Genomic DNA, 13234 nt, shown 5'->3' with positions numbered 1-13234 from the left:
TTTGCGATGTGAGGCGCGATCCTTTGCCTAGCGATGGCCATACTGGGTGACCAGTTCGGGGTCGCGGACGAGCCCGTCGAGCCACGTCGGATCGAGCTTCGGCACGGAGGAGAACAGAAGCTTGGAATAGGGGTGGGCGGGCGCTTTCAGCCCGTCGGGTGAGATCTGCTCCACCCGCTCGCCATTGTACATGACCATGATCTCGTCGCAGATCGCCTCGACGACCGAGAGGTCGTGGCTGATGAAGATATAGGAAAGGCCAAGCTCGCGCTGCAGCTCCTTGAGCAGTTCGATCACCGCGGCTGCCACCACCGTGTCGAGCGCCGAGGTGATTTCATCGCAGATGATGAGCTTGGGATCGGCTGCCAGCGCGCGTGCAAAGTTCACCCGCTGCTTCTGGCCGCCCGAGAGCTCCGACGGACGACGATAGCGCAGCGCTCTCGGCAGCCGCACCATGTCGAGCAGTTCATCGACGCGCTTCGTGCGCGCCTGCCTGTTCATCGCGTGGTAGAAGGCCAGCGGGCGGGAGATGATGTCTTCGATCGGCTTGGCCGGATTGAGCGCGGTATCGGCATACTGGAACACGATCTGCATCTCGCGCAGCTGGTCCTGGCTGCGTTTGCTTGCGGCGCGCTCCAGTTGCTTGCCGTCGAAGATGATGTCGCCGGCCGCTGCCGGATGGATGCCGGCGATGACGCGCGCGAGCGTCGATTTTCCGCAACCGGATTCGCCGATGACGCCGAGGTTGCGGCCTTTCTCGACGACCAGGCTGACGGCATTGACAGCCCGGATAAGTGGCAGTCCATCGTCTCGCACTGCACCATAGCCGGCCGTCACATTGTCGATGCGCAGCAACGGCTTCGCGCCGGCATCTGCGTCCGCGTGCGCTTGCCGCCGCTTCGGCTCGAAGGCCGCGAGCAATTCGCGTGTGTAGGGGTGGCGGGCCGCAGAAAGGATTTCGGTGGTGCTGCCGGCCTCCTGCACTTCGCCGCCCTTGAGCACTACGATGTGATCGGCGATCTGGGCGACGACGGCGAGGTCGTGGGAAACATACACACCTGCTATCCCGCCAGCCCGCATCACCGACTTGAACGCCTTCAGCACGTCTATCTGCGTCGTCACATCGAGGGCCGTCGTCGGCTCGTCGAAGATTACCAGCTTGGGATCGCCGATAAGCGCCATGGCCGCCGATAGCCGCTGCAACTGGCCGCCGGAAACCTGGTGCGGATAACGGGCGCCGATCCCTTCCGGATCCGGCAACGACAAGGCCCTGAACAGCTCGACAGCGCGCTTTCGCGCCTTCTCGGGGGGCATCAGCCTGTGGATGCGCGTGACCTCGATCACCTGCTCCATGATGGTCGCCGAGGGATTGAACGAGGCGGCGGCACTTTGTGGAACATAGGCAATGTCGGTGCCCCGCAGCTTGGCTCGCTGCTTTTCGGAAAGTGCGGCCATGTTCTTGCCGTTCACATTGATCTCGCCGCCGGTTATCCGGCAGCCGGGGCGTGCGTGCCCCATGAGTGAGAGCGCCACCGTCGTCTTGCCGGAGCCGCTCTCGCCGATCAGCGCGACGATCTCGCCGTCGGCGATGTCGAGGCTGACGCCCTTGATGATTTCGACGATCCGTCCGGAATCGGTCTTCGCCTCGATCCTCAGGTTCCTCACCTCGACGAGATTGGTCATGCGTCCCTGTCCCTGATCTTCTGCGGCAGGTTGTCGATCAGCAGGTTGACGCTGATGGTGAGGCTGGCAATCGCCAGCGAAGGTACGATGACTGCCGGCGCCGCGAACGGCAGTCCGCCGATATTCTCACGCACCAGCGCGCCCCAGTCGGCCAGAGGCGGTTGCAGCCCGAGCCCGAGAAAGGACAGGCCGGAAAGCAGGAGCACGATGAAGACGAAGCGCAGGCCGAAATCGGCGAGCACCGGGCGGATAATGTTGGGAAGGACCTCCGAGCCGATGAGGTAGGCGGTGCTTTCGCCGCGCACGCGGGCGACGGTCATGAAGTCCATGGTGTTGATGTTGACGGCAAGCGCGCGGGCAAAACGGTAGGCGCCAGGGATATAGATCACCGCGAGCGTCAGGATCAGCACCGGGATCGACGAGCCGACCGCGGCAACGACGACGAGCCCGAACAGCTTGCTGGGGATGGAGTTCATGGCGTCGAGGAAGCGGCTGAGGCAGGTGTCGAACCACCCGCCGGTGACGGCCGCGACCATGCCGAGCACGACACCTGAAAAGCAGGCGATGAAGACGGCGGCAAGCGATATGCCGACGGTGTAGCGCGCGCCCATCAGCACCCGCGAGAGCATGTCGCGGCCGAGATAGTCCGAGCCCAGCCACAGGGCTTGGCGCATCGGGCCGAAATAGTCGTCATCGACGATGTCGCCGATCGAATGCGGGATGATGTAGGGCGCGAAGATGGCGATCAGCGTCCACGCCAGGATAACCAGCGAAGCCACGACGCCGACAACATTGTAGCTGTGGCCGAGCAGGGATCGTCGGGAGGCTGCAGCGCGTGCCATCGTCATCTCAGCCTCGGGTTGGACATGATGGCCACGATGTCCGCGGCCGTGATGAGCAGCAGATAGCCGAGGCAGAAGATCATCGCGCAGCTCTGGATCAGCGGCAGGTCGCGTGTCGCGACGGCATCGACCATCAGCTTGGCGATGCCAGGATAGTTGAAGATTGTCTCAACGATGATGACGCCGCCGACCAGATAGGACAGCGACAGCGCAACCGCGTTGACGATCGGGCCGAGCGCATTGGGAAGCGCGTGCTTCAGCACCATGCGGCCGCGCGAGGCGCCCTTGAGCAGCGCCATCTCGGCGTAGGGCGTGGAGAGCGTTTCAATCACCGCGGCCCGCGTCATGCGTACCATCTGGGCGGAGATGACGAAGGTGAGCGTGATCACCGGCATCGCATAGATGCGCACCAGGTCGGTCAGCGAATGCGCCTCGTTGACCGAGGACAACGCCGGCAGCCATTTTAGATAGACCGCGAAGAGCAGGACCGCCAGCGTCGCGACCATGAACTCCGGCACCGAGATCACCCCGATCGAAAGCACGGTGACAGCGCGGTCATAGAGCGAGCCGCGCAGCATCGCGGCGGTAATGCCGAGCGTCAGCGCCAGCGGCACCGACAACAGCGTTGTGATGGCGGCTAGCTTCATGGTGTTGACCAGACGGCCGCCGATCAGCGCTGCCACCGGCATGTTGTTGGCATAGGACGTGCCGAGGTCGCCATGGAGCAGGCCGAGAAGCCAGCGCAGGAAGCGCAGGATCGCCGGATCGTTGAGGTGCATGGCCTCGCGCAGGCCGGCGACCGCTTCGGGCGTCGCCGCCTGGCCGAGCAGGATCGACGCGGTGTCGCCAGGCAGCATGCTGGTGGCGAAAAACACGGCGAAGAGCACGATCAGAAGCGTGACGAGCGCGATCCCCAGCCGCTTCACCACGAGGTTCAAAACCCCAGACGTCATGGAGGCTCCTGCGGTTGCGTTCGGCCGAAATATTGCTCGACGCGGTGCCGAGGGGCCGGCTGACCGGGCCCCCGGCAGGCGCCTCTCAGGCTTCGAGCCAGAGATACTCGGCCATTGCGTAGCCCATCATGCCACCAAGCGGGTTTGCTTCCAAACCCTTCACCTTGCTGGAGAGGGCATCGACATTCGAGATATAGGCCGGGATGATGGTGCCCGCCTCCTCGGACACCATGGTCTGCATCTGGTCGTAGATCTCCTTGCGCTTGGCCTGGTCGAGGGAGCCGCGCGCCTCGACAAGCATCTTGTCGAACTTCTCCGACTTGTACTGGCTTTCGTTCCACGGCGCGTTGGATGCGTATAGCAGCGAGAACAGGATGTCCGGGGTCGGGCGCGGATTGATATTGCCGAAATGGACCGGCGCCTTGAGCCAGTAATTGTCCCAGTACCCGTCGGAGGGGACGCGCTGGACATCGAGCTTCATGCCGATATCCGCCCCGGCCGCCTGGATGATCACGGCCATGTCGATCGAGGAGGTGGCAGCGTCGGAGGCAATCACCGGGATGGACTGGCCGAGCACGCCTGCCTTCTGGAAGTGGAACTTCGCCTTGTCCGGATCGAAAGTCTTCGGCTTGAGGTCGGCGTTGTGGAAGATGTTGGCCGGCGAGACCGGCTGGTCGTTGCCGACCTCTCCAAGGCCGCGCAATGCCGATTTGACGATCTGCTCGCGGTTGACGAGATATTTCATGCCGGTCACGAAGTCGGCCTTGCTGCCGGGTTCCATATCGAGCCGAATGTTGAGGTCGGTGTAGTTGCCCGAGGTCGTCTTCGACAATTCGAAGCCCTGCTGGCCGGAGATGAGCTTCATCGCACGTGGATTGATCGCAGCGGCGAAATTGATGTCCCCTGACAGAAGCGCGTTGACGCGCGCGCTGTCGTCGCTGATGGCGATGAATTCGAAGGAATCGAGATAAGGCTTGCCCGACTTCCAGTAGTTCTTGTTCTTGGTGACCACCGAGCGCACGCCCGGCTCGAAGGTCTCCAGCACGAAAGCGCCCGTGCCGTTGCCTTTGGAAAAGTCGGTGGTGCCGTCCCTTACGATCATGAAGTGATGGAGCGCCAGGATGGTCGGCAGGTCGGCGTTCGGGTCGGCGAGCGTGATTTCGACGGTCGACTTGTCGACAGACTTGAAGCCCGTCATCTGCGCGGCGATCTTGGCGACCTTGGAGCCGACTGCCTTGTCGAGGTGACGCTTTAGCGAGAAGACGATGTCGTCGGCGGTGAGGTCCTTGCCGTCATGGAAGGTGACGCCCTTGCGCAGCTTCACCGTCCAGGTCTTGGCGTCCTTGCTGTCGATGCTTTCGGCCAGCTCCATCTGCGTCTTGCCATCCCTGTCGAGGAAGGTCAGGCGGTTATAGAGCGAGCAGCAGCGGACATAGTCGGTGGAGAGCGACGCCTTGGCCGGATCGAGCGTATCGGCCGTCGAGGACGACCAGCCGGCAGCCTTGAGGTGGCCGCCTGAGACTGGCGTGGCGGCGACGGCATTGGTGGCTCGGCCGAGCACAGCGCTTCCCGCGGCAAAGGCGGCGCCGCCTGCCAGCAGCATTTTGAGGAGTTCGCGGCGGCTCGCGCCTCGCCTGATGGCGTTTTCGACCATCGCATCGTCTGCTCCGGTCCAGTTGGTGATCTTGTCGCTCATGTCATTCCCCTTTCTGTTGTTTGGCCGGGATGCGCGTCTTGATGCGGCTTTCCGGGTCTTGAGCTCAGGTTCGTTCCTTCAGGCTTTCCCGCACGGCCGCCGCAAAGTCGGCCATTGAGGTGAAGTGGTAGTCGGGCACGGTGAAGTGCTTGGGCTCTGTCGTGCCGCCATAGCCCTTCTGGGCGTGGCGGCGCTCGATCCAGCAGTTGGTCATGCCGAGCGTCCGGGATATGCCGATGTCGTGATACTGGCTTTGCGCAACGTGCAGGATGTCGTCCTTGCTGTCGCCGCGGGAGGCCACGAAGTCGAAGACCTTTTGAAAGAAGGCAGGGTCCGGCTTCTCGGTGCCGGTATCGTCGGCGGTGAAGGTAGCGAAGAAGGGCGATCCAAGCTGCTTCTCGAAATGGTCGAGAGCCCAGCGCCGGGCATTGGTCATGGCAATCAGCTTGTGGGACTTCGCAAGGCCGGCTAGTGCCGCCCTGCTGTCGGAGAAGCCTTGCCAGCCGCTCGCCGAATCCCGGAGGCGGGCGCCGTATTTCTCCTCGGCCGGCAGGCCGAGCCGCGGTGCGATGACCATGTAGACACGCGCGAGATCGTCGGGGAAAAGCTTCGCATCGGGCATGTAGCGGGCCTGCCGGTAGAGGGCGAGCGCTTCTTCGCCGTCGACGGAAGCACCGGCCTCCGCGGCGATCTCGGCCAAGCAGGTCGTGATGCCGCCTTCGAAGTCGATCAGCGTACCGACCACATCGAAGGTCACGTATTTGAATTCGTTAAAGCCCCTGGCCAAGACTGGCTCTCCTCTGCGCGCGGCCGAATTACTCATGCTGAACAGAACAATATTCCGTGCTGTCCGCGGCGTCGGCCTTGTTCGAATGCCCGGAAATTCGGGGCTTTCTGGCCCCTTCTTAAAAAGCAGTCTGGCACTTCCCCCGCGCTGGATTCGCCGAAAAGGCGCGAGGTAGCGGCACAAAATTGCGAAATCGTCTGCCCCAGCGATATTTCGAGACACGACATAATCACTCTCATCATGCCAGCGCCTGGCGCACGTCCGGGTCCTCGAGCGTCTGGTCGAGCGTCTGGCGCGTGCGCTCGACGATCGCGTCGATCTCGTCGTCGGTGCAGCAGAGCGGAGGGGCATAGCCGAGAACACCGTGCGCGAAGGCGCGGATGATGATGCCATTGTCCCAGGCCCTGTCGAACACGCGTCGCGCCGGCATGGCCGAGGCTGGAAGCGGCGTTTTCTTCTTTTTGTCGATCACCAGCTCGATCGCAGCAAGCATGCCGCGACCGCGGACGTCGCCGACCAGCGGATGGTCGCTCAACCCTGACAGGCCCGCCATCAGGCGGGCGCCGGCCTTGACGCCGTTCTCAAGAATTCCGTTTTCATAGAGCTTCAGCACTTCAAGTGCGACGGCTGCGCTGACCGGATGGGCGGAATAGGTGTAGCCATGGCCGACCGCAGACGCACCCGCGCCATCGGCGATGGTGTTGTAGACATGATCGGCCATGAACACGGCGCCCATCGGCACATAGCCCGAGGTCAAGCCTTTCGCCGTCGTCATGAAGTCGGGAACGATATCCTCCTGGATGCAGGCAAACAGGGGGCCTGTGCGCCCGAAGCCGGTAATCACCTCGTCGGCTATGAACAGGATGCCGTATTCCCGGCAGAGCTCGCGGATCGCCTTGATCCAGCCTTTCGGCGGCACGATGACGCCGCCCGAGCCCTGGATCGGCTCGGCATAAAAGGCGGCGACGCGCTGCGGGCCGAGATCCTCGATCTTGGCCTTCAGCGCCGCAAGCGATGCGGCGGTGATGGCGTTCGGGTCATTCCCAACCGGATTGCGATAAGGATAGGGCGAGGGGATCTTGTGCTGCCATTCGAAGGGAATGCCGAAGCCGGCATGAAAGGCGGGCAGGGCGGTCAGGCCAGCGCCGACCACCGACGATCCGTGATAACCTTGCTCGATGGAAATGAACTGGTCGCGCTGCGGCTCGCCCTTGGCATTCCAGTAATAGCGGACGAAACGGATCGTGCTGTCGACCGCATCCGAGCCGCCAAGCGTGAAATAGACGTGGTTGAGGTCGCCGGGCGCGCGTTCGGCCAATTCCGAGGCGAGCCGGATGGCGGGCTCCGAGCCGAGATCGAAATAGGCAGTGGCGTAGGGCAGCTCGCGCATCTGCCGGGCCGCCGCCTCGACGATGCTGTCGTGACCATAGCCGGCATTCACGCACCACAGGCCGGCGAATCCGTCGAGAAGCTGCCGGCCGGACGCGTCGGTCACTGTAGCGCCCTTCGCCGATTTCAGCACGCGCACGCCGAGCGCCTCATGGGCGCGATAGGAGGTGACCGGATGGATGAGATGGGCGCGGTCGAGTTCTAGCAGGGAATTGGCGAGCATTTTTGTCCTCCGGACTATCCGAGCGCCTGGTTGGCGAGGGCGTAAACTCTTGGCCTGGCCTGTTCCGGCCCATTCCTGGCGGGGCGGTCCATGGCAACGCCTCCGCCGACATGAGCGAGGCCGATTTCGGCCAGCCATCCCGCGAGGCCGGTGCGGCTGTCGGTATCCACGCGCAGGAACGCGCCGGGGCGCGACGCGGCGAAGAAGCTAATCAGCACTTTGGCGTCCGCGGCGTTGTCCGCAATGACGGGGCCGATCACCTCGCCGCGTCCGAATGGGCGGATTGCGGCATAGGCCGCGATGATGCCTTTGCGGCGGATGACTGCGAATTCACCCCACTCGGCCAGCGCATCGATCAAAGCTTTACGGTCGGCGCCGTAGGCGTCACGGTCCAGGGCCTTGATTTCCAGCAGATCGTGGGTGCTTGCGGCTTCCACACCCTCGGGAGCCTCAAGCGCTGCCACCTGGCCATGGTGCTGAAGAATCGTGCCCGAGGGCATAAAGCCCAGCTTCTCATAAAGGGGCATGCCGTCGGTTGTCGCGACAAGTCGCAGTGGCCGGTCGCCGGCAAGGGCAAAGGCCTGTTCCATGAGCCGGCGCCCGAGTCCTTTGCCCCGCGCCTTCCTGTCGACGATCACCATGTTGATCATGGCGCAATCGGCGCCGTAGGGCGTTACCAGGATTGTGCCGGTGACCCGGCCCTGGTCGTCGAGCGCGACCGCGCCGCTGGAGAGTTGCAGCGCCATCTGCCAGTCCTGCGGGCGATGCGGCCAGTTCTCCTGGCGAGAAAGCGCGACTGCGCCCTCGATATGATCCGGCCCAAAGTCCTGGAGTTCGCCTTGCTGCATGAGGCACCTTTCCATCTGGCCCCAAGTCTCGGCCATCGGCGGGCTGCAGATCGTCTGAAGGTTTCGACTTCGGCAGTATCATTCGCCTTTGCGCAGGGGGTGCGCCGCATCTTGTGCTGGCGCGGGCCGCAGCGGATGCGCCGCAGGCCGCCGACCAACCCCTCGGGATCGGCTGCAGGGTGCTACAGCGTGCCAAACAGGCCAGCGGATACGGAACTTTCTGCTTTCGGAACGTGCATTTCGGTCAGGTGGCTCGCTCCCGGCCAGCCTATGATGAAAAACATCCGAACGCGGATGTGCTTCCACTGGAGATCGACGAACATGGCTTCCTTCAGGCCCAAATACATCACCTTCGACTGCTACGGCACGTTGACCAATTTCCAGATGGCGGAGGCGGCGCGCGACCTCTATGGCAGCCGGCTTGACGAGCCGCGCATGCAGGAGTTCATCAAGAACTTCGCGGCTTACCGGCTCGATGAGATTCTGGGCGACTGGAAGCCCTATGCCGAGGTCATCCACAACGCGCTGGAGCGCGCCTGCAAACGCAATGGCGTCGGCTTCAGCCCCGATGACGCCAAAATGGTCTATGAGCGCGTGCCGACCTGGGGGCCGCACGCCGACGTTCCGGCCGGACTTGCCAAGGTCGCCAAGGAAATTCCGCTGGTCATCCTCTCCAACGCCATGAACGCGCAGATCATGTCGAACGTCGAAAAGCTCGGCGCACCGTTCCATGCCGTCTACACGGCCGAGCAGGCACAGGCTTACAAGCCTCGCTTCAAGGCCTTCGAATATATGCTCGACAGGCTTGGCTGCGGTCCGCAAGACATCCTTCACTGTTCGTCTTCCTTCCGCTACGACCTGATGTCGGCCCATGACCTCGGCATCAAGAACAAGGTTTGGGTCAACCGCGGCCACGAGCCGGCCAATCCCTACTACGGCTATGTGGAGATATCCGATATTTCCGGGCTGCCGGGTGTGGTCGGGCTCTGAAACAGGCGGATTACCGATGAAGTTCGTCTCCTACTGGCACGACACCGCCCCCGTCTTTTCCGGCGGGGCGCAAGGCCCGGTCGAGGGGCACTACGACGCCGCCATCGTCGGCGGCGGCTTCACCGGTCTCGCCGCCGCGCGCCAGCTGGCGAAGGCCGGCGCCAAGGTCGTGGTGCTGGAAGCGGAGCGGGTTGGCTGGGGCGCCTCCGGGCGCAATGGCGGGCATCTGAACAACGGCCTCGCGCACAGCTATCTTTCGGCCAAGGCGGAGCTTGGCAAGGAACGCGCGATCGCGCTCTACCGCGCGCTGGACGATTCCATCGACACCATCGCGGCGCTGATCGCCGAGGAAGGCATCGACTGCAACTTCCGTCGCGCCGGCAAGCTGAAGCTCGCCTCCAAGCCGAAGCATTTCGAAGCGATCGCCCGCAACTTCGAAGCCGTCCATGCGGAAGTGGACTCGGATACGGCGCTGCTGTCGTCGACCGACCTTAAATCCGAGATCGGCTCGCCCTTTCATGGCGCAATGCTCTCGAAGAAAAGCGCCATGATGCATATGGGCCGCTATGTGGCTGGGCTGGCGACAGCGGCGGTCCGCCATGGCGCCATTATCCATGAGAATGCAACCGTGACGGATCACAGGCAGTCCGGCGCACTGCATCAGCTGACCACTTCGCGCGGCCGCATCAGCGCAGACAATTTGCTCGTGGCGACCGGCGCCTACACCACGCCGAATTTCGACTATTTCCGCCGCAGGATCATCTCCGTTGGTAGCTTCATCATCGCCACGCGGCCGCTGAGCGATGCCGAGATCGCCGCGACGATGCCGGGCAACCGGACATGCGTGACCTCGATGAATATCGGCAACTACTTCCGGCTTTCGCCGGACAAGCGCCTGATCTTTGGCGGCCGTGCCCGCTTCTCGGCAACATCGGACCAGCGCTCCGATGCCAGCAGCGGCCAGATATTGCGGGCAAGTCTCGCTGCGATCTTCCCGCAGCTCGCCAAGGTCGAGATAGACTATTGCTGGGGCGGGCTGGTCGACATGACCAAGGACCGCTTCCCGCGGGCCGGCTACCATGATGGGGTCTGGTACGCGATGGGCTATTCAGGGCACGGCGCGCAGCTTTCCACGCAGCTCGGCATGATCATCGCGGACGCCATGCTCGGCCGCGAGGATCGCAATCCGCTGAAGGGCCTCCAATGGCCGTCCATCCCCGGCTATTCCGGCAAGCCCTGGTTCCTGCCGATGGTCGGCCTCTACTACAAGGCGCTCGACCGGATCCAGTGATCGGGGCTGGGGTTAGCCCAGCCCGCCCATATGGAAGCTCTTCATCTCAAGATATTCCTCGATGCCGGCCTGGGCGCCCTCGCGCCCGAGGCCGGACTGCTTGACGCCGCCGAAGGGAGCGACCTCCATCGAGACGGAGCCGGTGTTGAGCCCCACCATGCCGAATTCCAGCGCCTCGCCGACGCGCCAGGCGCGCTTCAGGTTCTCGGTGTAGAAGTAGGAGGCCAGTCCGTATGGCGTGCCGTTGGCGAGCGCGATCGCCTCCTCTTCGGTCTCGAAACGGAAGAGCGGCGCTACCGGACCAAAGGTTTCCTCGCCGGCGAGCTGCATCTCAGCCGTTGCGCCGGTCAGCACCAGCGGCGCAACATATTGCGGGCCCTGCGGTAACGCCGGCTTCTCGGTTGCGATCGCAGCACCCTTGGCGAGCGCGTCCTCGACATGCCGCTCGATCTTCTCGACCGCCGCCATGTTGATCATCGGTCCGATCGCGACGCCGGGCTGCGTGCCTGGCCCGACTATCATGGCGTTCACGCGGGCGCTGAGCTTGGCGGCGAAGGCGTCATAGACCGAGGTCTGGACGAGGATGCGGTTGGCGCACACGCAGGTCTGGCCGCCGTTGCGAAATTTCGAGGCGAGCGCGCCTTCGACTGCCAAATCGAGATCTGCGTCGTCGAAGACGATGAACGGCGCGTTGCCGCCGAGCTCGAGGCTGAGCCTTTTCACGCTGTCGGCCGCGCCGCGCATCAGCAGTGAGCCGACCCTGGTCGAACCGGTGAAGGAAATCTTGCGCACGGTCTCGTTCGCCATGATCTCGTTGCCGATCTCGGCCGGCATGCCGGTGACGATGTTGATGACGCCGGTGGGGATGCCCGCTCGTTCGGCAAGCACGCCGAGCGCCAGTGCCGAATAGGGCGTGAACTCGGACGGCTTGATGACCACGGTGCAGCCGGCGGCCAACGCCGGCGCGACCTTGCGGGTGATCATCGCGTTGGGAAAATTCCACGGCGTGATGATGCCGCAAACGCCAACCGGTTCCTTCAGAACGATGATGCGGCGGTCGGATGAGGGCGCGGGAATGGTGTGGCCGTTGATGCGGCGCGCCTCCTCGGCGAACCATTTGACGAAGGAGGCGCCGTAGCGGATCTCGCCTTTGGCCTCGTCCAGCGGCTTGCCTTGTTCCGTCGTCAGGATCAGCGCGAGATCGTCCAGATGCGTGAGCATCAGGCCATGCCAGGCCTCCAGCAGGGCGGCACGTTCGGCATGGGTCTTCTTTTTCCAATCCTGATAGGCGGAAGCCGCGGCCTGTATGGCCGTTCGGGTCTCCGGACCAGCCATGTCTGGCACCGTGCCGACCGATAGCTGTGTTGCAGGATTAATCACATCGACCGTCCTGCCGGAACCTGCCGCGACCCATCTCCCGCCGATGAGGCCGGCCTCGCGGAAGAGACTGTTGTCATTCAGGTTTTTCATCAAAACGACCTCGCAAATCAGGTGAGCGCCGCGACGACGGCGGCCGTAATGGCGTCTGTCTTGTCTTTGCCGGCGGTGGTTCCGATGCCGCGCGCAGTCGTCGCTTCGACCGCTTTCATGATGCGGAAGGCCCCATCCTTCTCGCCAAGATGATCGAGCATCATGGCGCCGGACCAGATGGTGGCGATCGGATTGGCGATGCCAAGATGGGCGATGTCGGGCGCGGAGCCGTGCACTGGCTCGAACATCGACGGCGCCGAGCGGTCGGGGTTGATGTTGGCGGAAGCTGCGTAGCCGAGCCCGCCCTGGATCGCCGCGCCGATGTCCGTCAGGATGTCGCCGAAGAGATTGGAAGCGACGACCACGTCGAGACTCTCCGGCGCCATGATCATGCGCGCGGCGAGCGCGTCGACATGATAGCTGGTGACGGCGACATCCTGATATTCCGCAGCCAGCTTGCGCGTGATCTCGTCCCAGAACACCATTGAGTATTTCTGCGCATTGGACTTGGTGACGGAGGCGAGTTTGCCTCGCCGGGCTCGCGCCTGCTCGAAGCCGAAGCGCAGGATGCGCTCGACGCCGGCTCGGGTGAAGATCGAGGTCTCCACCGCGACTTCGTCCAGCGTGCCCTGGTGCACGCGTCCGCCGGCGCCGGAATATTCGCCTTCGGTGTTCTCGCGGATGCAAAGGATGTCGAAACTTTCCGCCCGCAGCGGTCCCTTGACGCCCGGCAACAGGCGGTGCGGCCGGATATTGGCATATTGCACGAAGGCCTTGCGGATCGGCAGCAGAAGGCCGTGCAGCGACACGGAATCCGGCACTTCGGCCGGCCAGCCCACGGCGCCGAGAAGGATGGCATCGAAGCCGCGCAGGGTCTCGATGCCGTCCTCGGGCATCATGCGGCCGTTTTCCTTGAAGAAGCGGCAGGACCAGGGGAACTCCGTGCCTGCAAGGCAAAAGCCTCCCTGTTTGGCTACCGTTTCCAACACTGTCCAGGCAGCGGCGGTGACGTCGCGGCCGATGCCGTCACCGGGGATCAGGGCGATAGAGTAGGTTTTCATC

Annotated in this window: 12 protein-coding genes; 2 read left to right on the top strand and 10 right to left on the bottom strand. The window is 63.6% G+C overall.

Annotated features, from left to right (window positions below):
- Positions 1-27: 27 nt before the first annotated feature.
- The 8 genes from FJ425_RS01365 to FJ425_RS31460 form a co-directional block, all read right to left on the bottom strand.
- The gene (locus FJ425_RS01365) at positions 28-1683 is read right to left on the bottom strand and encodes an ABC transporter ATP-binding protein (protein ID WP_140721176.1); all 1656 of its coding nucleotides are present in this window, start codon (positions 1681-1683) and stop codon (positions 28-30) included.
- Complete coding sequence (locus tag FJ425_RS01360; protein ID WP_140721173.1) at positions 1680-2531, bottom strand: ABC transporter permease; 852 nt, start codon at positions 2529-2531, stop codon at positions 1680-1682. The genes FJ425_RS01365 and FJ425_RS01360 overlap by 4 nt, the downstream gene beginning before the upstream one ends.
- Entirely contained in the window at positions 2528-3478 is a 951-nt protein-coding gene (locus tag FJ425_RS01355) for an ABC transporter permease (protein WP_140541155.1), read from the bottom strand. Before FJ425_RS01355 ends, FJ425_RS01360 begins: the two co-directional genes overlap by 4 nt.
- An 85-nt stretch (positions 3479-3563) precedes the next feature.
- Entirely contained in the window at positions 3564-5174 is a 1611-nt protein-coding gene (locus FJ425_RS01350) for an ABC transporter substrate-binding protein (RefSeq protein ID WP_140721171.1), read from the bottom strand.
- Between the two features lie 64 nt (positions 5175-5238).
- On the bottom strand, positions 5239-5961 hold the full coding sequence (locus tag FJ425_RS01345) for an HAD-IA family hydrolase (RefSeq protein ID WP_181175752.1): 723 nt from the start codon (positions 5959-5961) through the stop codon (positions 5239-5241).
- A gap of 238 nt (positions 5962-6199) precedes the next feature.
- Positions 6200-7573 carry an aspartate aminotransferase family protein gene (locus FJ425_RS01340; RefSeq protein ID WP_140721168.1) on the bottom strand — a complete coding sequence of 458 codons (1374 nt, stop codon included), beginning with the start codon at positions 7571-7573 and terminating at the stop codon, positions 6200-6202.
- 14 nt (positions 7574-7587) lie between these two features.
- Complete coding sequence (locus FJ425_RS01335) at positions 7588-8421, bottom strand: GNAT family N-acetyltransferase (protein WP_140721165.1); 834 nt, start codon at positions 8419-8421, stop codon at positions 7588-7590.
- A 182-nt stretch (positions 8422-8603) separates the two neighbouring features.
- Complete coding sequence (locus FJ425_RS31460; protein WP_181175778.1) at positions 8604-8744, bottom strand: hypothetical protein; 141 nt, start codon at positions 8742-8744, stop codon at positions 8604-8606.
- On the opposite strand from FJ425_RS31460, the gene FJ425_RS01330 reads away from it, so the two are divergent.
- Together FJ425_RS01330 and FJ425_RS01325 are read left to right on the top strand one after the other, a co-directional pair.
- Positions 8743-9411 (top strand): haloacid dehalogenase type II, encoded by a 669-nt coding sequence (locus FJ425_RS01330; RefSeq protein ID WP_140721162.1) that lies wholly within the window; start codon positions 8743-8745, stop codon positions 9409-9411. The two genes, FJ425_RS31460 and FJ425_RS01330, sit on opposite strands and share 2 nt — an antisense overlap.
- 16 nt (positions 9412-9427) lie before the next feature.
- Positions 9428-10702, top strand: coding sequence for an FAD-binding oxidoreductase (locus FJ425_RS01325; protein ID WP_140721159.1), 1275 nt, complete (start codon positions 9428-9430; stop codon positions 10700-10702).
- A gap of 12 nt (positions 10703-10714) precedes the next feature.
- Here FJ425_RS01325 and FJ425_RS01320 read toward each other — a convergent pair whose 3' ends face one another.
- Entirely contained in the window at positions 10715-12172 is a 1458-nt protein-coding gene (locus tag FJ425_RS01320; RefSeq protein WP_140541148.1) for an NAD-dependent succinate-semialdehyde dehydrogenase, read from the bottom strand.
- A 17-nt stretch (positions 12173-12189) separates the two neighbouring features.
- Positions 12190-13233 (bottom strand): tartrate dehydrogenase, encoded by a 1044-nt coding sequence (locus tag FJ425_RS01315; protein WP_140541147.1) that lies wholly within the window; start codon positions 13231-13233, stop codon positions 12190-12192.
- Position 13234 lies beyond the last annotated feature (1 nt).

This window comes from Mesorhizobium sp. B2-7-2, assembly GCF_006440775.1.
GTDB lineage: Bacteria > Pseudomonadota > Alphaproteobacteria > Rhizobiales > Rhizobiaceae > Mesorhizobium.
The sequence above is the reverse complement of the archived record's forward strand: the minus strand, read 5'-3'. Positions and strand labels throughout refer to the sequence as shown.

What these genes read in the sequence shown, in the direction of transcription:
- FJ425_RS01365 (WP_140721176.1), bottom strand. Translation starts at nt 1,683, where the DNA reads ATGACCAATCTCGTCGAGGTGAGGAACCTGAGGATCGAGGCGAAGACC.
- FJ425_RS01360 (WP_140721173.1), bottom strand. Translation starts at nt 2,531, where the DNA reads ATGACGATGGCACGCGCTGCAGCCTCCCGACGATCCCTGCTCGGCCAC.
- FJ425_RS01355 (WP_140541155.1), bottom strand. Translation starts at nt 3,478, where the DNA reads ATGACGTCTGGGGTTTTGAACCTCGTGGTGAAGCGGCTGGGGATCGCG.
- FJ425_RS01350 (WP_140721171.1), bottom strand. Translation starts at nt 5,174, where the DNA reads ATGAGCGACAAGATCACCAACTGGACCGGAGCAGACGATGCGATGGTC.
- FJ425_RS01340 (WP_140721168.1), bottom strand. Translation starts at nt 7,573, where the DNA reads ATGCTCGCCAATTCCCTGCTAGAACTCGACCGCGCCCATCTCATCCAT.
- FJ425_RS01335 (WP_140721165.1), bottom strand. Translation starts at nt 8,421, where the DNA reads ATGCAGCAAGGCGAACTCCAGGACTTTGGGCCGGATCATATCGAGGGC.
- FJ425_RS01330 (WP_140721162.1), top strand. Translation starts at nt 8,743, where the DNA reads ATGGCTTCCTTCAGGCCCAAATACATCACCTTCGACTGCTACGGCACG.
- FJ425_RS31460 (WP_181175778.1), bottom strand. Translation starts at nt 8,744, where the DNA reads ATGTTCGTCGATCTCCAGTGGAAGCACATCCGCGTTCGGATGTTTTTC.
- FJ425_RS01325 (WP_140721159.1), top strand. Translation starts at nt 9,428, where the DNA reads ATGAAGTTCGTCTCCTACTGGCACGACACCGCCCCCGTCTTTTCCGGC.
- FJ425_RS01320 (WP_140541148.1), bottom strand. Translation starts at nt 12,172, where the DNA reads ATGAAAAACCTGAATGACAACAGTCTCTTCCGCGAGGCCGGCCTCATC.
- FJ425_RS01315 (WP_140541147.1), bottom strand. Translation starts at nt 13,233, where the DNA reads ATGAAAACCTACTCTATCGCCCTGATCCCCGGTGACGGCATCGGCCGC.